Origin of the sequence: Arthrobacter sp. G.S.26, assembly GCF_050847375.1 — a bacterium.
Lineage (GTDB): Bacteria > Actinomycetota > Actinomycetes > Actinomycetales > Micrococcaceae > Arthrobacter.
In genome coordinates this window covers 2,616,481-2,639,032 of the sequence record NZ_CP193752.1, presented here as the reverse complement: position 1 = coordinate 2,639,032, position 22,552 = coordinate 2,616,481, and the positions used below count along the sequence as shown (strand labels likewise).

Below are 22,552 nucleotides of genomic sequence, written 5' to 3'. Positions count from 1 at the left end.
CAACCACACTGATACAAACCCCGGTCATCGTGAGCAACGATGATCACGAAAACAGGAGAGCAGGGACTGCAGATGGCCGAATTGACCATCAACGCCGACGACGTCCGTAATGCGCTGAACGAGTTCGCGGCGTCCTACGAACCCGGAAACGCAGAACGCGTAGAGGTCGGCCGCGTAACCACCGCAAGTGACGGCATCGCCCGTGTTGAGGGCCTTCCCTCGGTCATGGCGAACGAGCTGCTTCGCTTCGAGGACGGCACGCTGGGCCTGGCCCAGAACCTTGACGTCCGCGAAATCGGCGTGATCGTACTCGGTGACTTCACCGGCATCGAAGAAGGCCAGGAAGTCCACCGCACCGGACAGGTTCTGTCCGTCCCCGTGGGCGACGCATTCCTGGGCCGCGTTGTGGACCCGCTGGGCGTGCCCATCGATGACCTCGGCGAGATCAAGGCTGAGACCACCCGTGCCCTGGAACTCCAGGCTCCCGGCGTGACCCAGCGCAAGTCTGTGCACGAGCCCATGCAGACCGGACTCAAGGCCATCGACGCCATGATTCCGATCGGCCGCGGCCAGCGCCAGCTGATCATCGGTGACCGCCAGACCGGCAAGTCCGCGATCGCGATCGACACCATCATCAACCAGAAGGCCAACTGGGCTTCCGGTGACGTGACCAAGCAGGTCCGCTGCATCTACGTGGCGATCGGCCAGAAGGCATCCACCATTGCCGCTGTCCGCCAGACCCTCGAGGACAACGGCGCGCTGGAATACACCACCATTGTGGCGTCTCCCGCATCCGACCCCGCAGGCTTCAAGTACCTGGCCCCCTACGCCGGTTCGGCGATCGGCCAGCACTGGATGTACGGCGGCAAGCACGTCCTCATCGTGTTTGATGACCTTTCCAAGCAGGCTGAGGCCTACCGCGCAGTGTCACTGCTGCTGCGCCGTCCGCCGGGACGCGAAGCCTACCCGGGCGACGTTTTCTACTTGCACTCCCGCCTGCTGGAGCGTTGTGCCAAGCTCTCCGACGAGCTCGGTGCCGGTTCCATGACGGGCCTGCCGCTGATCGAGACCAAGGCGAACGACGTTTCCGCCTACATCCCGACCAACGTCATCTCCATTACTGACGGGCAGATCTTCCTCCAGTCGGACCTCTTCAACGCCAACCAGCGTCCCGCAGTCGACGTGGGCGTTTCGGTGTCCCGCGTTGGTGGCGCCGCGCAGGTCAAGTCCATGAAGAAGGTTTCCGGCACGTTGAAGCTGGAGCTCGCCCAGTACCGGGACATGCAGGCATTTGCCATGTTCGCCTCGGACCTGGATGCGGCTTCCCGCCAGCAGCTGACCCGTGGTGCCCGCCTGATGGAACTGCTCAAGCAGGGCCAGTACTCGCCGTTCCCGGTTGAGGACCAGGTTGTCTCCATCTGGGCCGGCACCAACGGCCACCTGGATGACGTTCCCGTTGAGGATGTGAACCGGTTCGAGACCGAGTTCCTGGAACACCTCAAGCACAAGTCCTCCATCCTCACCACGCTGGCCCAGACCAACGTGATGGACGATGACACCGCAGCAGCCTTGAAGTCGTCCATCATCGACTTCAAGAAGGGTTTCTTCGGCGAAGGCGACAACCACCTGGTGGGCGCAGGCCACGAGGCACACGACGCCATCTCCGGTGGCGACGTTGACCAGGAAAAAATCGTCAAGCAGAAGCGCTAATTCCACTGGACAGGTGTGCCGGGCCCACAGGGTCCGGCACACCGGTTTAGGGAAATGTTAGGAAAGGATAAGTATGGGAGCCCAGATTCGGGTCTACCGCCAGAAGATCAGCTCGACCACGTCGATGCGCAAGATCTTCAAGGCGATGGAACTGATCGCTACCTCGCGCATCGGCAAGGCCCGTGCGCGCGTAGCAGCTTCACTGCCTTACGCGAACGCGATCACGCGCGCCGTTTCTGCTGTCGCCAGCCAAAGCGAAATCGACCACCCGCTGACCACTGAGCCGGAGCAGATCCGCCGCGCCGCAGTCCTGGTAATCACCTCGGACCGCGGATTGGCAGGTTCTTACTCGGCCAGCGTCCTCAAGCAGGCGGAAGGTCTCAACGAGCTGCTCCACGCCGAAGGCAAGGAAGTCAAGACCTACCTCGTCGGACGTAAGGCCCAGGCCTACTTCGACTTCCGGAACCGGCCCTATGAACGGGTCTGGACCGGAGGAACCGACGCGCCGGAGTTCGCCACGGCCCGTGAAATCGGTGCAGCACTGCTCGCCGAGTTCGCAGCCGACTACGAGGACGGCGGCGTTGACGAGATCCACGTCGTTTACACCCGCTTCAAGTCGATGGTCACCCAGGAACCGACGGTCATCCGTCTTCTGCCCCTTGAGGTAGTGGAAGAGGAAGCTGCATCGGAGTCGGAGCTGTTGCCGCTTTACGAGTTCGAACCGGAAACGGAACGCGTCCTGGACGCGCTGCTGCCGCGGTACATCGAATCCCGCCTCTTCGCAGCAATGCTGCAGGCAGCAGCTTCCGAGCTCGCCGCCCGCCAGCGCGCCATGAAGTCGGCAGGCGACAACGCAACGGACCTGATCAAGAAGTACACGCGTCTGCGCAACACGGCCCGTCAGGCCGAAATCACGCAGGAGCTTTCCGAGATCGTTGCCGGCGCGGACGCCCTCGCGTCCTAGTCCGGCCCGGTACCGGTTCCCGCGGGACCTGCACCACAACAGATAAACTTAACCCCACGCCATCTACTGAGTGAAGTGAGAGAGATGACTGCCACTGCTACCGAACACGTAGCCGCAACGTCCGGTGCCACCGGCCGCATTGCGCGCGTTATCGGCCCGGTTGTCGACGTCGAATTCCCGGCTGACGCAATCCCGTCGATCTACAATGCCCTCACCACCGAGATTACTCTCAACGGTGAGACCAAAACCATCACGTTTGAGACCTCCCAGCACCTGGGCGACAACCTCATCCGCGCCATCTCCCTGCAGGCAACCGACGGACTCGTCCGCGGCACGTCCGTGGTGGACAGCGGCGCCCCCATCTCCGTTCCGGTTGGTGACGGCGTCAAGGGCCACATCTTCAACGTCCTGGGCCAGCCCCTGGATGTCACCGAAGCAGAGCTGGAGACCACCGAACGGTGGCCCATCCACCGCAAGGCTCCGGCGTTCGCCACCCTCGAGGGCTCCACGGAGATGCTCGAGACCGGCATTAAGGTCATCGACCTTCTCACCCCTTACATCAAGGGTGGAAAGATCGGCCTGTTCGGCGGCGCCGGCGTGGGCAAGACGGTGCTGATCCAGGAAATGATCACCCGTGTGGCCCGTAACTTCGGTGGAACCTCCGTGTTCGCCGGTGTTGGCGAGCGTACCCGTGAGGGCAACGACCTCTGGGTTGAAATGGAAGAGGCAGGCGTCCTCAAGGACACCGCCCTTGTGTTCGGCCAGATGGATGAGCCGCCGGGAACGCGGCTCCGCGTGGCCCTGTCCGCACTGACCATGGCGGAGTACTTCCGCGATGTGCAGAACCAGGACGTGCTGCTCTTCATCGACAACATCTTCCGCTTCACGCAGGCCGGTTCCGAGGTGTCGACCCTCCTGGGCCGCATGCCTTCCGCTGTGGGCTACCAGCCCAACCTGGCTGACGAGATGGGCCTCCTGCAGGAGCGCATCACGTCCACCAAGGGCCACTCCATCACCTCGATGCAGGCCATCTACGTTCCCGCGGATGACTACACCGACCCGGCCCCGGCCACGACCTTCGCGCACCTGGATGCAACCACGGAACTTTCCCGTGAAATTGCTTCCCGTGGCCTGTACCCGGCCGTTGACCCGCTGACGTCGACCTCCCGCATCCTGGATCCCCAGTACATCGGCAAGGACCACTACAACACGGCAGTCCGCGTGAAGCAGATCCTGCAGAAGAACAAGGAACTCCAGGACATCATCGCCATCCTCGGCGTTGACGAACTCTCGGAAGAGGACAAGATCGTCGTGTCGCGTGCACGCCGCATCCAGCAGTTCCTTTCCCAGAACACCTACACCGCCAAGCAGTTCACCGGCGTCGAAGGCTCCACGGTTTCCATCAAGGACACCGTCGAAGGCTTCACGGCGATCTGCGACGGCGATCTGGACCACATCGCGGAGCAGGCGTTCTTCAACGTCGGCGGCCTCGATGACGTCGAGCGCCAGTGGGCCAAGATCCAGGAACAGACCAAGTAATATGGCTGAGCTTGAGGTTGAGATTGTCGCAGCGGACCACTTCGTGTGGTCCGGAGCGGCCAAGATGGTCAAGGCCCGCACCAGCGATGGTGAAATCGGAATCCTGCCCGGCCACTCGCCCCTGCTGGCGATCCTGGCTGAAGGTGAACTGGCCATCCAGCCGGTGACCGGGGACCGGATCGCCGTGGATGTTGACGGTGGATTCTTCTCCGTGGACAACAACCGCGTCGTCATCGTTGCTGACAATGCCCAGCTGGGCGGCTCGGCTACCGCTGGGATCCGCTAGCACGCCCCTGATGGACGCTCCGGTAATTACGTTCATCGCCATGGCAGTCATTTTTGGGCTGCTGGTATTTGCACTGTGCCTTTCGGGGGTGCGCCGCTTCAACCTGCGGCGTGCCCTCGGCACGGTGGACGCCTCCATTTGCACGGCTGGAAACAGCTGGCAGATGGGGGTTTGCCGTTATCAGGACAATGACCTGGAGTGGTTCCGGCTGCTTTCCCTCAGCGTCCGCCCCAAGCACCGGTTCAAGCGCAGCTCCCTGGAGCTCCTGGGCCGGCGCAAACCCACCGAGGATGAGGCCGTTAAGGTCCAGCCCGATGTGGTGATCGTTGAACTCCGATATGAAGGCGAGGACCTTCGGCTCGCCATGAAGTTCGATGCCTACACTGGCCTGTCCTCGTGGCTGGAAGCCGGACCGGTCATCGGCGTAGGGACCTGGCGCTAGCCGCCGTGGAATGGTTTTACAACATCCGGCTCACTGACGGTCCGGTCTTTTGGACGGCAGTGGTCCTTGGCCTTGCCGGTGCCATCCACCTGGCAGTCCCGCCGGCTGCCACGGGCCCGGTCCGCTGGCTGATCCGCGTCCTGGCCGCCGCTGCCGCTGCGTTCGCCCTGGTGGCCGCAGTGCACTGGGCCCTGATCAACATCCTTTCCGTCTTCCCCGAAAACATCCCGGACGCCGTCCTGATCTGGCTGGTGCCCGCCGTCGGCGCCCTGCTCCTGGCCTTCCTGAGGCTGCCGGGGAACTCCTGGCGTTCCCGCTGGACCAGCCTGGTGGCAGTCCTGCTGGTCGCGACGCTCTCCGCTGTGCAGATCAACGCCTACTTCGGCCTCAACCGCACCGTCAGCGACCTCCTGGGCACCGCCGTGGCCAGCGTGCCTGTCCTGGAACCGGCCCTGATGCGCCAGTCCGGCGCCCCCGACGGCGTTACGCTCCAAGGTTGGAAAGCCCAGGGTGATCTCCCGGCCGGGGGAGAGCTCCGCAGGTCCGCCATTCCCGGCACCCTTTCCGGCCTGGCAGCCCGCGACGCCTACATTTACCTGCCGCCGGCCTACTTTGCCGCCAACCGGCCGGCCCTGCCCGTGCTTGTCCTTGTCGCCGGACAGCCCGGCGGGCCCGCCGACTGGCTGACCGGCGGTGCACTCCGGGGCCACCTGGACACCTTCGCCGCTGCCCACGGCGGACTTGCCCCGGTGGTGGTGGTTGCCGATCCCAATGGTTCGCAGAACGCCAACACCATGTGCATGGACAGCGCGATTGCCCAGGCAGACACCTACCTGGCGAAGGACGTGGTGCAGTGGATCAGCACCACCTTGGCGGTGGACACGGACCACAGCCGCTGGGCGGCTGGCGGGTTCTCGTTCGGCGCCACCTGCGCCGTGCAGATGGGCACCCGGCATCCTGACCTGTTCCCGGCCGTCCTGGGCTTTTCCAGCGAGGCCGAACCCGCCGTGGCCAAGGAGCGCCAGAAGACCATCGATGCAGCATTCCCCGGGGACCCGGAGGCTTTCGACCGCCAGACGCCATTGGCCATCATGGCAACCGAACGCTTTGACGGGCACGCCATGTATCTCACGGCCGGTGCCGATGACGCAGAATTCGTGGCGTACCTGGATACGCTCACCACCGCGGCCCGGGACGCCGGCTTTACCGTTGAATCGCAGCGGGTGGAGCATACGGGCCATTCGTGGGACACATCGTCCCGCCGGATCGAGGATGCGCTCCAGTTCCTGGCCGGACGCTGGGGGCTGTCCGGATGAGCGCCGCCAAGCAGGAAACCACCGCGCGACTGGCCTGGACCACTGTGGCCCGTCCTGTGCTGCAGCGTTTGGGCCGTAACCTGGCAGCGGTCCCGTTCACGCTCGGTGTCCTGGCCATCTTCTGGATAACCGCGGCGGCCACGGGAAGTTTCCTGGCGGGGCCGCCGGAGCACTTGCTCGAAGTGGCAGGGGTTAGCCTTCCCGGGCTGCAGGCCGGGTCCTGGTGGTCCATGTTCACCAGCCTTTTCTTTGCCACCAACCCCCTGGCCTACCTGGCTGCCTCGCTGATGATTGTGGTGCTGCTGGGTCTGGCCGAACGCCGGCTGGGCACCAAGGCGGCCATCGGTCTCCTTGTGCTGGGCCAGTTTGCCGCCGTGACGCTGTTCCTGTTGGTGACCCAGCTCGCGGTTGCGGTGGGGGACGGGTGGCTGGACCGGATGGCGGACGTTGTCCTGATCGGTCCGTATGGCCCGGTCCTCGCTGCCGGACTGGCCGGCAGTGCCCGGCTCCCGGTCCTGTGGCAGCGCCGGCTCCGTACCGTGGTGCTTTCCATCTCGCTGCTGCTGGTCCTGTATGTGGGCCACGCGGAAACCGTCATTGGCCTGATCGGGGCGTTGCTGGGCCTGCTGGCCGGATGGTGGATCCAGGGCGACGGCGGGCAACCGCACCGGCACCGCTCCACCGGCCGCGAAGCCCGGAATCTCCTGGCCCTGACCGTGGCCGTCTTTGCCGTGGGTCCCATCCTGACGGGCATTGCCCGCTCGCCTACCGGTCCGTTGGCGCTGCTGCGCGATGTGGTGCTGAACCCGATGCCCACGCTGGGCCAATTGGCCTTTAACTGCGGCGCCACGGTGGAGGCATCCTGCCTCGAAGCCGGCCGGGCCGGCTTTGCCGGCCCGTTTGGCCTGGCGCTTGCAGTGGTTCCCGTTGCGCTGCTGCTGATCTGCGCGGACGGCATGCGCCGCGGACGCAGGCTGGCCCTGAATATTGCCCTGGTCATCCAACTGGCCGTCACCGCCCTCGCCGCCGTTTATCTTGCCCTTTTCGCTTTGCTTCCGGCGCGGCCGCTGGGTCCACGGGCGGCACCGCTGGGGACTGCTTTTGCCCACGTGCTGCCCCTGGTGGTGGTGCCGCTGCTGCTGGCCCTGGTGCTGTGGCTGAACCGGCGGCATTTCCGCGTCCAGACCCTGCCTGGAGCCCGCCGGTTGCTGGCGGCTGTGGTGGGCGGTACGTGGCTGGTCCTTGCCGGGACTTACACTGTGGCCTGGTTCGGGTCCGGCGGGCTGTCCCGCGACGGCGGTGTGGCGGGCCTCTTCGCAGAGCTGGCCCGGCAATACGTTCCGGTGCCCATTCCACAGCACTTCCAGCGCCTGTTCACGGACCGCAACACCGTCGAAGCGGTGCTCTTTGCCTACTCCGGACCGGTTTTCTGGGTGATCGCCCTGGTGGCGGTGTGGTGGATCCTGGTGGGCGGCCAGCACAGCAGCGATTCCGGCAGGCAGGACCGCAGCCGGGCCCGTGACCTGCTGCACCGCGGCGGCGGCCCGTTGTCCTGGATGGCCCTGTGGGAACCAAACACCTACTGGTTCAGCCCTGATGGGAACGGTGCCATGGCCTACCAGCAGCACGGCACTGTTGCCCTGACGCTGGGCGGGGCGTTCGGGCCCGGGCCTGCCCAGCCCGCGGTCACCGAAGGGTTCCTGGCGCACTGCCGCAGCCAGGCCCTGATTCCGGCGCTGTACTCCTGCGATGACGGGATATGGCCGGAGCTGCGGGACCGCGGCTTCCACCGGGTCGCGGTGGCGCAGGAGACCCGGCTGGCGGTCCGGGAGATCGAGTTCAAGGGCAAGGAGTGGCAGAACGTCCGGACGGCATTGAACCGCGCAGCGAAGCTGGGTGTGACGGCGGTCTGGGGGCCTTACAACGAGCTGCCCGCGCCGCTGCGGTCCCGGCTGAACGAGGTTTCCGAAGGGTGGGCAGCAGCCAAGTCGGTCCCCGAGATGGGCTTCACCCTCGGCGGCGTGGACGAACTGGATGACCCCGAGGTGCTGTGCTGCCTCGCCGTGGACGCCGGCGGGACGGTTCACGGGGTCACCAGCTGGCTTCCCGTTTACGACGGCGGCCGGCTGGTCAGCAGGACGCTCGACGTGATGCGCCGGGGACCTGAGGGGTTTCCAGGGGTGATGGAATTCCTGATCGCCTCCGCCGTCCTTGAACTGCGGGACACCGTGGAAGTCATTTCCCTCTCCGGCTCGCCGCTGGCCAGCAGGCCCGGCGACGCAAACCCGCCGGCCGCTGTCGGCAGCCTTTCCGCAGCGCAAACCGCGGCGGAAGGAGGCGCCGATAACCTGCTGAGCATCCTTGATCTGGTGGGCCACGCCCTGGAACCTGTTTATGGCTTCCGTTCCCTGGCGGCTTTTAAATCGCGTTTCAAACCCGAATACCGGTCGCTTTATCTTTATTACCAGGACCCGCTGCACCTGCCCGCAATTGGCAGGGCACTGACGCGTGCATACCTTCCCGGGTTGTCCCTTTCGCAAGGTGCAAGGCTGGTCCGCAAACTGGTTTCGTGAAACAAATTGCGGAGCGTGTTTCCGGCCCTGGCAACAATGAGCGGTGCATGCCGGGAATGGCAACGGACCCGGGTGGACAAACAAATGGTCCCCGGCAAAAGCCGGAGACCATTTGAAAAGCGTTGGCCGCAGCTGCGGCCGGGGGCGGAGCCTAGACCAGCGTGACGCCGGTGGCCTGGGGGCCCTTGGCGCCCTGGCCGATTTCGAACTGAACGCGCTGGTTCTCGTCGAGGGTCTTGAAGCCGCCCGTCTGGATTTCCGAATAGTGGACGAAGACATCGCCGTCGGCGTCATCCGGCGTGATGAAGCCGAAGCCCTTTTCAGCGTTAAACCACTTGACGGTTCCCTGTGCCATGTATTTCTCCTCATTGTGGAAAGGGTCTAAGAACGGCACACTGCGTGCCGGCCTTGGTCACTCCGCGGAAGAATCCTGGCAGCCGGTCCGGTAAAGGAACGGTGTTGCAGGAGCTTCACGCTCGCAACATGTCTTGCGAGCATGAATAACACCTACACAAAGACTGTTCCAAGAATTTCATGTCCGTTCCCGCAGGTCAACGGTTTGGAATGCACAACAGGAAGAAAATAAGGTAACAAAACGGTGAAATGCCCAGCGCCTGGCCTGCCGGGGGCGCTCTGGCCTAGAAGAGCCGGGACCCGCTGTCGTCCACGCCCCGCATGGCGTCATAGTCCAGGGTGACGCAGTGGATGCCGCGGTCCGCGGCGAGCACCTTCGCCTGCGGCTTGATCTGCTGGGCGGCGAAGATGCCACGGACCGGCGCCAGCAGCGGATCCCGGTTCAGTAGTTCCAGGTAACGCGTGAGCTGTTCCACTCCGTCAATGTCGCCGCGGCGTTTCAGCTCAATGGCCACCGTGGCGCCGTCGGCGTCCCGGGCCAGGATGTCCACGGGCCCGATGGCCGTGAAGTACTCCCGGCGAATGAGCGAGAAGCCGGTACCAAGGGTCTCGATCTGGTCGGCCAGCAGCCGCTGGAGGTCCGCTTCGACGCCGTCCTTGATCAGGCCTGGGTCCACTCCCAGGTCGTGGGAGGTTTCGCTGAACTTCTCGTGGATGTTAATGATCAGCCGGTCGTCCGTCTTCGCCGACTGGACGGTCCACTGCTCCACCACGCCAAGTTCCAGGTCCACATCGTCCGGGGACGTCACCCGCAGGCTCGCCGGCGGGCTCATCCAGTTCAGCGGCTTATAGGAGCCGCCATCCGAATGGACCAGCACCGACCCGTCCGCCTTGACCAGGAGCAGCCTGGTGGCGAGGGGGAGATGGGCCTTGAGCCGGCCAACGTAATCTACTGAGCATCGGGCTATGACAAGTCGCACGCCGTACAGACTACCGGCTGGCGCCCTGTGCCAGGGTCCGGTCCCCGCTGAAGCTGGGGCAGAATGGAAGCATGCCCCGCTCCAACCGTCCGCGCCGTCCCGTGTCAGGCAAGGGTGCTGCACCTGGCCGCAGCAGCGGAAAAAAGACCGCCGGCGGCGGCGTGCCGGAACTGGACCTCGAACGTGCCAGGGCCGGCATCGCGCGGCGGGAAAGCGCGCCGGACGGTGACTGGATGGTCCGCACCATGACGGCACGGAATGCAGAGAAGACCTACATCTGTCCCGAATGCTCCACCGCAGTGGTGCCGGGAGTCGCGCACCTGGTGGTTTGGAAGGACGACCACCTGTTCGGCGCGGCGGCCGGGCTTGCAGAGCGGCGGCACTGGCATACCAACTGCTGGATGTCGCGCAGTTACCGTTACCGCTGAGCCTGCGGGCAGCCCGGGCCCCGCGTTGGCTAAGCTGGCAGGCATGACTTTTGATCCGGCGTCGTACGCATTCACCCAGTCCACGGGCCTGGCCCCCATCAGGGCGTCCACTGTCCTGCCCGCACGCCGGGAAAACGTGGAGCTGCTGACGGCTGACGGGCACACCCTGGTGGGCGAACTGGCCCTGCCTGAATCCGGCCCCGTGCACGCCACGCTGATCACCCTGCACCCGCTGCCCACCCACGGCGGCTTTATGGATTCCCACGTGTACCGGAAGGCGTCCTACCGGCTGCCGGCCCTGGCAGGCATCGCGGTGCTGCGGTTCAACACCCGCGGCACCACCTCGCCGCGCGGGACAAGTACCGGTGCGTTCGAGGAAGGCATCGGTGAGCGGAACGATGTTGCGGCAGCGGTCCAGTTCGCGGTGGACCGCGGCCTGCCCAACCGCTGGCTGGTGGGCTGGTCCTTCGGCACTGAACTTGCCCTCATGTACGGCGCCGTGGATCCCGTGGCCGGCCAGGTGGAAGGTGCTGTGCTGCTGTCGCCGCCGCTGCACCGCGCCACGGACCAACATCTGCGGCAGTGGGCGGACGCCGGCAAGCCGCTGGCCGTGCTGGTGCCCGAACACGATGACTACCTGCAGCCGGCAGAGGCTGCCGAGCGGTTCGCACTGGTGCCCCAGGCACGTGTGGTGGGGGTGGCAGGCGCCAAACACCTGTGGGTGGGGGAGAAGCACGCCGCACGGGTGCTCAACGAGATTGTGGCCACTGTCAGCCCGGCAGGGCCGGGCGGGGAAGGCCTGCCGCAGGAGTGGGCCGGTCCGGCCGCCACCGCTCCGGCCTGAGCCTGCCCCGGCTGCGGCTTAGTGCTGGTCCTGCCGGACGATATAGATTTCCCGGACCAGCAGCAGGACAGCTGCTGCGGTGGGGATGGCGATCAGCGCGCCGAGCACGCCCAGCAGGCTGCCGCCGGCAATCACGGAGATGACTGCGACGGCCCCGGGGACCGCTACTGCCTTCTGCATGATGCGGGGGGAGATGAAGTACGCCTCGAACTGCAGGTAGGCGAAGTAGCAGATGGCGTAGATGACGGCTGTCTGCCAGCCCACCGTGAGGGAGATCAGCAGCACCACAACAGCGGCGATCAGCCCGCCCACCAGGGGGATGAACGCGAGCAGTGCCACCACAAACGCCAGCAGCAGGGCGAATGGAATATGCAGGATGGACATCACAATGAAGGCGTACGTGGCATTCAGCAGGGCCACGCAGACCTGGCCGATCACATAGTTGCCCACCGATTTGGTGATCTCCTCAGCCAGGGCTTCCACCCGGTTCCGGCGCGAGCGGGGGGCCAGGCGGTAGCCCCACTTCTTCATGGCCGGCAGGGCGGCCAGGAAGTACAGGCTCAGGACCAGCACAATCAAGGCGCCGAAGAGGCCGTTGGCCACGGTGGAGCCGAAGCCCACCACGCCCCCGAAGATCCCGCTGACGGCTGCCGGATCGTTGACGAACTTGTCCAGTTCGTCCTGGATGCGGTCTCGGACCCCGAACTGGTCATCGAGGTTGACGAAAAAGTCCGAGTTGATGAAATCCCGGACCCAGACCGGTGCCTGCTCCACAATCTGGGTGACCTGACCCACGATGGTGGGGATCAGCGTGGCGAAGAATCCGACAACAGCACCTGCCAGCACCGCCACCGCAAGCAGGATGCCCACGGGGCGGGGGACCTTGCGGTTTTCCAGCCAGCCCACCACCGGCTCCAGGCCAAGGGCGATAAAGAGTGCTGCAACGATCCAGAGGAGAAGCTGCGTGGTGTTGGAACCGATCCAGTAGACCAGGAGGGCGAGCCCCACGCCCACAGTCCCCATAAAGCCCATGTACAGCGGATGCTGCGGCGACATCCGCGGACCGGGACGGCCGAACTGCGCCTTCACCTTGCTCTCCTCGCGGTCCCCGCCTTCCTCGGCGGCGTACTCCGGCGGCATCTCGAAGCGGAGCCGCGGCTGGGCGCCGGGGAGGGGCTGGCGGAGCCTGCGGACCACCTGGCCCAGGGCTGCGGCGGCGGTACCCTTGCGCCGCTTCGGTGCCTGACCCTGCAGCGCGTCCGCCTGTCCCTCGGTGCTGCCTGGGTTTTCGGTGTCCGCGGAGGATGCGTCCGTCTTGTCAGTCACTGGTTTTTGGGGCCTGTTCCGTGCGTGGCACCGCGCCTGCGGGCCGTTGTGATGATCATCGCAAACACTATCAGCCGGCCCGCCAGCACCGGCGGCGGTACCGCCGCCACCGGCTTCAGCCGGCGCCCGAGCGGGTCCCGGACAGCGCCCGTGGTAACAAAACGGTTACTATTGAAGGTAAAACCCCGCTGATGATAGGTGATCCCTTGCGTTTAAAGACTGCAGCCGCGCTGGTGCTGCTCGGCCTCCTGACCCTCCTGGCAGGCATCGGCCAGCAGACCATCTGGGCTCCGTCCGAGACCTTCACCGTCTCCGCGCCGGCCGATGGCACTGACGCACCCGTTACCGTTTTCGACCAGGGCCTGCGCACCCTGCATGGCGGCACCGCCAGGATCACCGTGGAAGGCGACGGGAACTTCATGCTTGCCTCCGGCCGACCGGACGACGTCGCCGCCTGGGTGGGCGGGGCCGCCCACAACACTGTCAACGGCGTGTCCGAGGACAAGAAGTCCCTTCAAGTGCAGCACTCGGAGGGTGAGGCCACAGTGCCCAACCCGGCCGGTTCCGACCTTTGGGTGACCACCGAGAACGCCAGCGGCGAACTCGATTACACCTGGACCCCGCCCGCAGACGGTGAATGGTCGCTGCTGCTGGCCACCGACGGCACCAAGCCGGCCCCGGCCACCGTCTCCATGACGTTCCCCAACGACACCGCTACCCCGTGGGCGGTGCCCCTGATCGTCCTGGGTGCCATCATCATGGCGGCCGGCATTGCCCTGGCCTTGCTCTCCGCGCGCAAGCGCAACGGCGAAGGCGATGGTGCAGGCAGCGGCTTCGCACAGCGCGCGCGGGAGCGGAAGGCCAACGGCTCTTCGGCACCGCTGGCCATGGCGGCGGCAGTCCTGGCGGCCGTGGTGGTTGCCGGTTCCGGCACCGCAGCCGTGGCGGCCACGCCGGCTCCTGACGCCTCCGGGTCTGCGGCACCGGCCAAGGACGAGGCAGCACCGTCGCGGGTGCTCCTGGACGCCCAGTTCCGCCGTGTCCTGGAGCAGGTCTCCAGTGCGGTGGATGCCGGCGATGCCGCCAAGGATGCCGCGCAGCTCGCCACCCGCGTTGGCGGTACCGAGCTGGAGGTCCGCACCCAGAACTACAAGATCCGCTCCCAGGTGGGCTCCTACGAGGCACGGATGCCCGTCCGGTCCACCAAGCTGCTCACCACTGTTGTCACCACCAACCGGGACTGGCCGCGGTCCGTTCTGGCTGTCACCCAGGGTGACGGGAACGTGGTTCCCCAGCTCCTGACCCTGGTCCAGGCCTCGCCGCGGGACAACTACAAGCTGGTCCAGACCACACCGCTCCAGCCGGGCACCACCTTCCCGAACATCAGCCGCGAGGGTACCGAAACCCTGGCAGCCGGGGATAAGACCGGCCTGCTGTACACGGCCGAAGAAGCCATGGCAGGACTTGCCGACCGCCTGGGCAACGCGGAATCGCCCTACAAGGACAAACTGGTGGAGGGCGAGTCCTCTCCCTACATCGCCGACACCCTTTCGTACCAGGCCGAAGTGGTCCAGTCAGGCCAGAACGGTAATTTCGCCTTCACCCACAAGGTGGATCCGGCCAGCATCACGGTGTTCCGCACCGCTGACGGCGGCGCGTTGGTGGAAGGCCGCATCAACTTCGGGTTCGAAGGCACCCCCAAGGCGGCCGGTGACAAGCTCACCATCGGTGACGACGCCGCCGCCCTGGCAGGCGGCAAGGAAACCACAACGGGTATGGTCCTGAGCTTCGTGGAATCCATGGCGGTTTATGTGCCGCCGGCCGGCAGCACCGATCCCATGAAACTTGTTGCCGCCACCCGCGGCCTTGTGGGGGCCTCGTTCAAGTAGTCCGGTGACCGCAGTACCCCCGGCAGCGGCCGGAGTGGCTAGAGTGGAAAGCATGAGTTCGCCTGCTTCCCGCCCTGTCCCTCCAGCCGCTGCCAGCCTGCTTAACCTGCGTGGCGCCGTCGATCTTTCCAGCCTCAAGCAGCGCCCCGCCGCTCCCGCTCCCGCCAGCGGCGCGCCGGCGCCTGGTGCACCGGCAACGGGCGACGGCGGCCCGGAACTAAGCGTCAACGTCACCGAAGCCAACTTCCAGCAGCTTGTGGAGCTGTCCGCGCAGGTACCGGTTGTGATCGCGCTGTGGGCGCCGTATTCCCCGGAATCCGCGGGCATGCTCGAAACCCTCGAGCGCGTGGTGGCCGGCTACGCCGGAAAGCTGGTGCTGGGCGCCGCGGACGTGGAAGCCTTCCCACAGCTGGCCCAGGCGTTCCAAGTGCAGGCCGTGCCCACCGCCGTTGCAGTCCTTAAGGGCCAGCCTGTTCCGCTGTTTGAGGGCGGTGCAGAGGAAGAGCAGGTGCGTGGCATCCTGGATGAACTTTTGAAGGTGGCCGCAGCCAATGGAGTGACCGGCAGCCTGAACGCCGGGCCGCAGGAGGAGCAGGAACCCGCGCCCCTGCCGCCCCTGCACCAGGCCGCCTATGATGCGATCGAGGCCGGCGACTACGAGGCCGCCGCCACCGCCTACCGCCAGGCGCTCAAGGAAGTGCCTGCGGACCACGAGGCGAAGGCGGGGCTTTCGCAGGTGGAACTGATGGCCAGGCTGCAGCCGCTGTCCGCCCCGGACAGCGACGCCCTGCGCAAACTGGCCGCCGATGAGCCGGACAACATCGACGCCCAGCTGGGGGTGGCGGACCTGGACGTTTCCGGCGGCCACGTGGAGGACGCCCTGAACCGGGTGGTCACCTTCATCGGCCGGAACTTCGGACCCGAGCGGGAGACTGCCCGGATCAGGCTGCTGGAACTGTTTGAAGTGGTTGGCGCCTCCGATGAGCGCGTTGCCAAGGCACGGCAGGCCCTGGCCCGGGTGCTGTTCTAGTGCCGGGCCTGTTCGAGCCCCTGGCCCTGCGCGCCCTCGAACTCCGGCACCGCGGGTGGGTCTCGCCCATGTGCCAGTACAGCTGCGATCCCGACGCCGCGCCCGGAGTACCCAACGACTGGCACCTGATGCACCTGGGTTCCTTCGCCGCGGGCGGGGCGGCGCTGATCATCACCGAAGCCGCGGCCGTCAATGCGCAGGGCCGTATCAGTCCCAGGGATGCCGGGCTGTACAACGACGACCAGGCGGCCGCCTGGCAGCGGATCACCTCCTTTGTGCACCGGCACGGCGCCGCGGACGCTAAGATCGGTGTCCAGCTCGCCCACGCCGGCCGGAAGGCCGCCACTTACTGGCCGTTCTCCGGGGAACAGGGCTCGGTGCCCGCTGCCGACGGCGGCTGGGACACCGTGGGACCGTCACCGGCCGCTTTTGACGGCTACGCGGTTCCGGCGGAGATGACGGAGGACCAGATCCGTGGCGTCATCGCGGACTTTGCCGCCGCCGCCGTGCGGGCCGTGGCGGCGGGATTCGACACGGTAGAGCTCCACGGTGCCCACGGCTACCTGCTGCACCAGTTCCAGAGCCCGCTGATCAACCGCCGCCAGGACGCCTGGGGCGGCAGCGAGGCAGGGCGCAACAGGCTGATGCTGGCAGTGATCGATGCTGTCCGCGACGTCATCCCGGACAGCATGCCCCTGCTGCTCAGGATTTCGGCCACGGACTGGGCGCCGGGCGGGGTGGATTTGGCCGCATCCATCCGGCTGGCCCGGCAGGCAGTCGCCCAGGGTGTGGACCTGATCGATGTCTCCAGCGGAGGCGCTGTACCGCAGCAGCAGATTGCTCCCAGCCCCGGCTACCAGACAGGGTTTTCCGCCGCCATCCGCGCGGACGCAGGCGTCCCCACCGGGACTGTTGGCCTGCTGACGTCCGCCGGCCAGGCTGAACACGCCATCGCCACCGGCCAGGCGGACGCCGTGTTCCTGGGCCGGGCGGCCCTGCGGGATCCGCACTGGTGGCTGCGGGCCGCCTTCGAACTGGGTCATGACCTTCCGTGGGCGCCGCAGTACGAGCGCGCCGTGCCGCGGCGCACCTTCTGAGGCGCTGACACCCATGGCACATCGGGAAGAAGTACCGGATGAGGCTCCCCGGGAGAAAAACCCGGCCAACGGGAGCCGCGGCGTGGGTCCCGTCGACCAGGAGCTGGAAGCGAAAATCCTCGAACTCCTGGCGGCCAGGGCCGCAACGTCCACCATCTGTCCTTCGGATGCCGCCCGGGCAGTGGGCGGGGACACCTGGCGTGACCTGATGGAGCCTGCCCGGCAGGCTGCCCGGCGGCTGGTGGACGCCGGGCAGGTCAGCATCACCCAGGGCGGGACCGTGGTGGATCCGTCCACGGCCAAGGGACCCATCCGCATCCGCCGGGCCAAGTAGCCGGCTTAGCCCAGTTCGCCGGTGCCGGCTGCCGTCAGTGGCAGGATCCGGTCCCAGAATTCGGCCGGGATGTCCCAGCCGGCAAGATCCACAGCCTCCGCAACCCGGTCGGGTTCCGACATACCCACGATGGTGGAGGTGACGCGGGGGTCCCTGGTGGAGAACTGCAGGGCAGCGGCGGCCAGGGGAACGGAATACTCGGCGCAAAGGGCAGCCATCTTCCGGACACGGCCGATGATCGCGGGGGAGGCGGGCCGGTAGCAATAGTTGGGTTCGGCGTCGGGTCCCTTAACCAGCATCCCGCCGCCGAACGGGGCAGCGTTCACGAACGCCACACCACGCTCCGCCGCATCCCGGATGAGGGGCCCGGCGCTCTGGTCCACCAGCGTGTAGCGGTTGTGGCTGATCACAACGTCGAACACGTCCAGGGCGAGGTACTTCAGTTCCAGGTCGATGGGCCCACCCGCCACGCCCAGGTGTCCGATCACACCTTGGCTGCGCAGGTCCAGGAGCGCTTCGAGCGGCCCGCCGGCAGCAGTACCCTCCTCGAACGTGATTTTTTCGGGGTCGTGCAGGTACACCAGCGGCAGGTGGTCAAGCCCCAGCCGGTCCAGGCTTTCCTCAACGGACTGCCGGACCCGCGCGCCCGAATAGTCGGCAACGCCACGGATCGGGTCCACTTTGGTGGCCACCACCACCCCGTCCGGAACGCCGCCGGCTGCGGCGATGGCGGCACCGATCCGGCGCTCGCTGTTGGTTTCGCCGTACTCATTGGAGGTATCGATGAAGTTCAGGGGTCCCGCAAAGGCCCTGAGGATGGTGTCGACGGCGGTGTCGGTGCCGCGGGGTGCCGGGTGGCTGCCCAGGGAGCTGGTGCCCACGCAGACGGTGGAGACGGTCAGCCCGGTGCGGCCCAGGGTGCGGTAGTCCATTCGGGAATCCTTCGGTTCAGACGGCGGGGAAACGCTTTCTTCTCCAGTATGCCGGTCTGCCCCGGCCGGGATCCCCGCTCGCCGCCCCGCGTGTCAGCCCAAAAGATCATCGGCGTAGCACCAGCGCCAGTCTTCCCCGGGTTCGATGCTGCGCATGACAGGGTGGCTGGTTTCGTGGAAATGCAGCGAGGCGTGGCGCCCGACGGAGGAATCGCAACAGCCCACGTTCCCGCATTCCAGGCACATCCGCAGGTGCACCGTGGCCGTTCCTTCACGCCGGCACGCTGCGCAGAAAGCGCCGGGCGGGACCGCGGGCTCTGCAGCTGCTGCCAGATGCCCGCAGATTCCGCCGGGCCGGGCGATCCCTTCACCGCCACCGCCATCGGAGGAGTCCAGCTCGTCCAGGGCCGCATCCAGCATGGACTCCTCGATGTCCAGCCGTTCCAGCACCTCACTGATCACCTCGTGCGCAAACTGCCCACCCCGCCGCAGGTCCAGGACCTTGGTCCGTTCGGCATCCAGCATGGCCATCCGCAACCGGGCATACCCCTGGCTGGGCGTTGCGGCGTCCGACTCGGGCCGGCCCAGCCGTTCCCAGGCGGCCAGGCCCCGTTCCTGCGTCCGGCGCTTGAGCATGTCCATGACTTCCGGCGGGTCAGTGTCCCGGCGCAGTTCCGCCAGCCGCCCCAGGCCGGCGTCTGTGGCCAGCTGCATCAGCGATGCCCGGTTCAGCGCGTCCTCGCGCCGGTCCGGACCCTGCACCGCCAGCAGCCTGACCAGAACAGGGAGTGTGAAACCCTGCAGCACCAACGTCCCGCCAACCACCACCAGGGCAGCCAGGACCAGCACATTCCGGTGTTCCAGGTCTGCGGGCAATGTCAGTACCGCGGCCAGGGTGACCACGCCCCGCATTCCGGCCCAGGAGACAATCGCCGCGGCCTGCCATGGTGGTTCCGGCTCGGCCTTCCGGACCGAGGGAACCAGGCGCGGCAGGAACGTGGCCGGGAACACCCAGACCGGCCGGAGCAGCAGCACCGCAAGGAGGATCACTGCGCAGCCCAGCCAGACCCGGCCGGCACCCAGCGAGTCGTCCTGGACACCCTCCACGATGGCCCGCACCTGCAGCCCGATCAGCAGGAACACCGAGTTCTCCAGCAGGAACTGCACCGTGTCCCAGTTGCTGCGGGCACTCTGGCGGGCTGCGCCGTTGGGCATGGAGGGTGCCTTGAAGCCCATCACCAGCCCGGTCACAACAACAGCCAGCACCCCGGAGGCATGGATGGCCTCAGCGGGGAGGTACGCCACAAAAGGGGCCATCAAGGACGTGGACGTGTTGATGGCCACGTTGCTGACCCGCTTACGGACCTCCGTGAGGACATAGGCGGCCGCGAACCCCACAGCCAGCCCACCGCCGGCGGCCACCAGGAAACCGCCTGCGACCTCCAGTGCGGAAACGGACCCCGCGATCGCCGCGATCGCAGCGCGCAGGCACACCAGCGCGGTGGCGTCGTTAACCAGCGACTCGCCCTCCAGGATGCTGACGATGCGGCGGGGCATGCCCACCCGCCGCGCGATGGACGTGGCAGCCACGGCGTCCGGCGGGGCCACCACGGCGCCCAGGGCAATGGCCGCAGCCAGGGGGATCTCCGGGAACAGCCACCACACCACAAATCCCACGGCGATGGTGCCGAACACAACGTAGCCCACGGACAGCAGCCCGATGGACCTGATGTTGGAACTGAAATCAAACAGCGAGGACCGGAAGGCGGCGGCATACAGCAGGGGTGGCAGCAGGCCCACCAGGACCAGTTCGGGGTTGAGCTCAACCTCCGGGATGAACGGCAGGAAGGATCCCGCCACTCCCGCCAGGACCAGCAGCAGCGGAACGGGAAGGTCAAGCTTCCTGCCCAGCGCGCTGACGGCGCAAACCACGGCGACGATAACCAGCAGGCCCAGGGCAATGTGCATGAGGCAAGTCTGACAGGCTGCGGCCACAAGACCGCCCCAACGGGAGCGCGCGCGGGGTGCTCCTACGCCTATTTCACTACTCCTCCGGGAGGACCCGCCGCCCGGGGGTCGAAGGCTACTCTGGCTTTATGACAGCTCTGCAACCTGAACAGGCGCCACGGCCCGGTACGGCACCCGCCCTGTCCATCAATGGCCTGGCAAAACGGTTCGGCGGGAAAATCGCGGTCGACGGCATCAGCCTTGATGTGCCGGCGGGTTCCTTCTACGGCGTTGTGGGCCCCAACGGCGCCGGCAAGACCACCACGCTCTCGATGGCCACCGGGCTGCTGCGGCCGGACTTCGGCACGGCAGCCGTGCACGGCGTGGACGTCTGGTCGAACCCCTTGGAAGCCAAGAAACTGATGGGGATCCTCCCTGACGGCGTCCGGCTGTTCGACCGGCTCACCGGCGAACAGCTCATCACCTACGCCGGCCTGCTGCGGGGCATGGACAGGGACGTGGTGGCCACCCGCGTGCGCGAACTGCTGGCTGCCATGGACCTGACCAAGGATGCCGGGACGCTGGTGGTGGACTACTCCGCCGGCATGACCAAGAAGATCGCGTTGGCATCCGCCCTTATCCACGCCCCGCGGCTGCTGGTCCTGGACGAACCGTTCGAAGCGGTGGACCCGGTCAGTGCCGCCAACATCCGCTCCATCCTCGACGGCTATGTGGGTTCCGGCGGTACGGTGATCGTTTCCAGCCACGTGATGGACCTGGTCCAGCGCATGTGCGACCACGTGGCAGTGGTGGCCGGTGGCAGGCTGCTGGCCGCCGGAACTGTTGACGAAGTCCGCGGCGAAGCCTCGCTCGAGGACCGGTTCGTGGAACTGGTGGGCGGCCGAAGCACAACGGAGGGGCTCGAATGGTTGCGCACCTCCTAAGGCTCAAACTCACACTGCTGCGAAACGGCCTCCGCCGGAGTCCGTGGCAGCTGGTGGGCATGGCGTTCGGTGCCCTGTACGCCCTGGGCATCATCGGGCTGCTGATTTTCGCCCTGGCGATGCTGCGGACCGAACCACTGGAGCTTGCCTCCACTGCGGTGGTCCTGGGCGGGGCCGCAGCCATCGTCGGCTGGGCCGTGATCCCGGTTGTGGCCTCCGGAACGGACATGACCCTGGACCCTGCCCGCTTCACCACCTTCGCCATCCCGCTGCGGAAGATGCTCCCGGGCCTGGCGCTGGGCGGGCTGATCGGCATCCCCGGCATCGCCACCGCCCTGGTGGGACTGTCCACGGCCGTGACCTGGTGGCGCGGGGTGCTGCCGGTCCTGGCGGCCGTGGTTGGCGCGGCCCTTGGGGTCCTGACCTGCATTGTCATCTCCAAGGTGACCACCACGGCGACCGCAAGCCTGGCAGCTTCCCGCCGCTTCAAGGACGTCAGCGCCATCGCTTTTATGGTTCCGCTGGTCCTGCTCGGACCCATCATCGCCGGCGTGACCCGCGGCATCACGGATTCCGCGGCCTTCCTGCCGGAACTGGCCCGCACCATGTCCTGGACGCCGCTGGGCGCCTCCTGGGCCCTGGCCGGGGACGTCGCGGCAGGCGACGCGGGACCGGCGCTGCTGAAGCTGCTGATCGCCGCCGCCACGCTGGCCGCACTGGCGTGGGCGTGGAAGTCCATGCTGGAACGGGCCCTGGTGACCCCGCCCTACAGCGGCGGCAGCACCAAGCGCAAGGGCGGCAAGCTGGGCCTGCTGGGCCTGCTGCCACCAACCCCCACCGGCGCCGTGACGGCCCGGGCGCTGACCTACTGGCTGCGCGACCCCCGCTACTCAGGGTCCCTGGTGGTGATCCCGCTGCTCCCGGTGGTGCTGGTGTTCACCGGCGCCCAGAGCGGGGATTTCAGCAGCCTGGCCATCCTGGCGCCGCTATCCGCTTTCCTCCTGGCCTGGTCGATCTCAGCCGACGTCTCCTACGACAACACTGCGTTTGCCCTGCACCTCGCCACGGGTGTCAGGGGCACCGCGGACCGGTTGGGCCGGGCCATGGCCTGCCTGCTGTTCTCCCTTCCCACGGTGCTGGTTTTCGCCGTGGCATATGCCGTCCTGACCGACACCTGGTATGCGTTCCCGGGGCTGCTGGGACTAACGCTGGGCATCCTGTTCAGCGGGCTGGGCCTTTCGTCTGTGGTGTCTGCCCGGTACACCACGCCCGTGCCCTTGCCCGGTGACAGCCCGTTCAAAAAGCCGCCGGGCAACGTGGGCCAGACCATGGCCGTCCAGTTCGGCGGCATGGGCGTCCTGCTGGTCCTGGTGATCCCCGAGGTTGCACTGCTTATTGCCGAACTGGTCACCGGCAACAGGATGCTGGGCTGGATCAACCTGGCCGTGGGCCTGCTGCTGGGTCTTGGACTCTTCGCCGGCGGCATCCGGCTGGGCGGAAAATGGCTTGACGCTAGGGGGCCGGAACTCCTGGCCCAGGTGGGCGTCAATAAGTAATGCCTTTCACCGGGGCCGCTGCCGCACGGCAGCGGCCCTTGGCGTCCCCGGCGCCTGTTCC

At 66.7% G+C, this 22,552-nt stretch carries 20 protein-coding genes; 15 read left to right on the top strand and 5 right to left on the bottom strand.

The genetic code is table 11. The annotated features are described in order from the left end of the window. The first annotated feature begins 72 nt into the window (after positions 1-72). From atpA to ACRB8A_RS12000, 7 genes are all read left to right on the top strand, one after another. Positions 73-1,710 (top strand): F0F1 ATP synthase subunit alpha, encoded by a 1,638-nt coding sequence (gene atpA, locus ACRB8A_RS12030; protein ID WP_050686795.1) that lies wholly within the window; start codon positions 73-75, stop codon positions 1,708-1,710. A 73-nt stretch (positions 1,711-1,783) separates the two neighbouring features. Continuing rightward, positions 1,784-2,674, top strand: a complete 891-nt coding sequence (locus ACRB8A_RS12025) for a F0F1 ATP synthase subunit gamma (protein WP_050686793.1) — start codon at positions 1,784-1,786, stop codon at positions 2,672-2,674. A gap of 84 nt (positions 2,675-2,758) precedes the next feature. After that, positions 2,759-4,213, top strand: a complete 1,455-nt coding sequence (atpD, locus tag ACRB8A_RS12020) for a F0F1 ATP synthase subunit beta (protein WP_050686791.1) — start codon at positions 2,759-2,761, stop codon at positions 4,211-4,213. A 1-nt stretch (position 4,214) separates the two neighbouring features. Further along, a complete protein-coding gene (locus ACRB8A_RS12015; RefSeq protein WP_050686789.1) occupies positions 4,215-4,499 on the top strand; it encodes a F0F1 ATP synthase subunit epsilon in 285 nt (94 codons plus the stop codon). 10 nt (positions 4,500-4,509) lie between these two features. Continuing rightward, the gene (locus ACRB8A_RS12010) at positions 4,510-4,941 is read left to right on the top strand and encodes a DUF2550 domain-containing protein (RefSeq protein WP_050686787.1); all 432 of its coding nucleotides are present in this window, start codon (positions 4,510-4,512) and stop codon (positions 4,939-4,941) included. 5 nt (positions 4,942-4,946) lie between these two features. Beyond that, the gene (locus tag ACRB8A_RS12005) at positions 4,947-6,257 is read left to right on the top strand and encodes an alpha/beta hydrolase (RefSeq protein WP_432244770.1); all 1,311 of its coding nucleotides are present in this window, start codon (positions 4,947-4,949) and stop codon (positions 6,255-6,257) included. After that, positions 6,254-8,830, top strand: a complete 2,577-nt coding sequence (locus tag ACRB8A_RS12000; RefSeq protein ID WP_432244769.1) for a bifunctional lysylphosphatidylglycerol flippase/synthetase MprF — start codon at positions 6,254-6,256, stop codon at positions 8,828-8,830. Before ACRB8A_RS12005 ends, ACRB8A_RS12000 begins: the two co-directional genes overlap by 4 nt. A gap of 151 nt (positions 8,831-8,981) precedes the next feature. Here ACRB8A_RS12000 and ACRB8A_RS11995 read toward each other — a convergent pair whose 3' ends face one another. Further along, positions 8,982-9,185 (bottom strand): cold-shock protein, encoded by a 204-nt coding sequence (locus ACRB8A_RS11995; RefSeq protein ID WP_050687909.1) that lies wholly within the window; start codon positions 9,183-9,185, stop codon positions 8,982-8,984. Between the two features lie 283 nt (positions 9,186-9,468). Continuing rightward, entirely contained in the window at positions 9,469-10,164 is a 696-nt protein-coding gene (gene nucS / locus ACRB8A_RS11990) for an endonuclease NucS (protein WP_050687910.1), read from the bottom strand. Positions 10,165-10,235: 71 nt separating this feature from the next. Here nucS and ACRB8A_RS11985 point away from each other — a divergent pair, with 71 nt between their 5' ends. Together ACRB8A_RS11985 and ACRB8A_RS11980 are read left to right on the top strand one after the other, a co-directional pair. After that, on the top strand, positions 10,236-10,592 hold the full coding sequence (locus ACRB8A_RS11985) for a hypothetical protein (RefSeq protein ID WP_056597255.1): 357 nt from the start codon (positions 10,236-10,238) through the stop codon (positions 10,590-10,592). Between the two features lie 43 nt (positions 10,593-10,635). Then, positions 10,636-11,436: an alpha/beta hydrolase gene (locus tag ACRB8A_RS11980; RefSeq protein WP_050687912.1), complete on the top strand. Its 801-nt coding sequence runs from the start codon at positions 10,636-10,638 to the stop codon at positions 11,434-11,436. Positions 11,437-11,454: 18 nt separating this feature from the next. On the opposite strand, the gene ACRB8A_RS11975 is transcribed toward ACRB8A_RS11980, so the two are convergent. Beyond that, positions 11,455-12,690, bottom strand: a complete 1,236-nt coding sequence (locus ACRB8A_RS11975; RefSeq protein ID WP_050687925.1) for an AI-2E family transporter — start codon at positions 12,688-12,690, stop codon at positions 11,455-11,457. Between the two features lie 263 nt (positions 12,691-12,953). Between ACRB8A_RS11975 and ACRB8A_RS11970 the strand changes: the two genes are divergently transcribed. From ACRB8A_RS11970 to ACRB8A_RS11955, 4 genes are read left to right on the top strand one after another with little or no spacing between them, the layout of a single operon-like run. Further along, positions 12,954-14,651: a hypothetical protein gene (locus ACRB8A_RS11970; protein WP_432244768.1), complete on the top strand. Its 1,698-nt coding sequence runs from the start codon at positions 12,954-12,956 to the stop codon at positions 14,649-14,651. Between the two features lie 52 nt (positions 14,652-14,703). After that, on the top strand, positions 14,704-15,681 hold the full coding sequence (locus ACRB8A_RS11965; protein ID WP_432244767.1) for a tetratricopeptide repeat protein: 978 nt from the start codon (positions 14,704-14,706) through the stop codon (positions 15,679-15,681). Beyond that, on the top strand, positions 15,681-16,778 hold the full coding sequence (locus ACRB8A_RS11960) for an NADH:flavin oxidoreductase/NADH oxidase (protein ID WP_050687915.1): 1,098 nt from the start codon (positions 15,681-15,683) through the stop codon (positions 16,776-16,778). Before ACRB8A_RS11965 ends, ACRB8A_RS11960 begins: the two co-directional genes overlap by 1 nt. Before the next feature lie 13 nt (positions 16,779-16,791). Continuing rightward, positions 16,792-17,112: a DUF3253 domain-containing protein gene (locus tag ACRB8A_RS11955; RefSeq protein WP_432244766.1), complete on the top strand. Its 321-nt coding sequence runs from the start codon at positions 16,792-16,794 to the stop codon at positions 17,110-17,112. Positions 17,113-17,117: 5 nt separating this feature from the next. Here ACRB8A_RS11955 and ACRB8A_RS11950 read toward each other — a convergent pair whose 3' ends face one another. Next, positions 17,118-18,044 carry an aldo/keto reductase gene (locus ACRB8A_RS11950; RefSeq protein ID WP_050687916.1) on the bottom strand — a complete coding sequence of 309 codons (927 nt, stop codon included), beginning with the start codon at positions 18,042-18,044 and terminating at the stop codon, positions 17,118-17,120. 93 nt (positions 18,045-18,137) lie between these two features. Continuing rightward, positions 18,138-20,012 carry a Na+/H+ antiporter gene (locus tag ACRB8A_RS11945; protein ID WP_432244765.1) on the bottom strand — a complete coding sequence of 625 codons (1,875 nt, stop codon included), beginning with the start codon at positions 20,010-20,012 and terminating at the stop codon, positions 18,138-18,140. A 128-nt stretch (positions 20,013-20,140) separates the two neighbouring features. On the opposite strand from ACRB8A_RS11945, the gene ACRB8A_RS11940 reads away from it, so the two are divergent. Both ACRB8A_RS11940 and ACRB8A_RS11935 read left to right on the top strand, forming a co-directional pair. Then, a complete protein-coding gene (locus ACRB8A_RS11940; protein WP_056597264.1) occupies positions 20,141-20,935 on the top strand; it encodes an ABC transporter ATP-binding protein in 795 nt (264 codons plus the stop codon). Beyond that, positions 20,917-22,491 (top strand): transporter, encoded by a 1,575-nt coding sequence (locus ACRB8A_RS11935; RefSeq protein ID WP_432244764.1) that lies wholly within the window; start codon positions 20,917-20,919, stop codon positions 22,489-22,491. The genes ACRB8A_RS11940 and ACRB8A_RS11935 overlap by 19 nt, the downstream gene beginning before the upstream one ends. Positions 22,492-22,552: the final 61 nt, after the last annotated feature.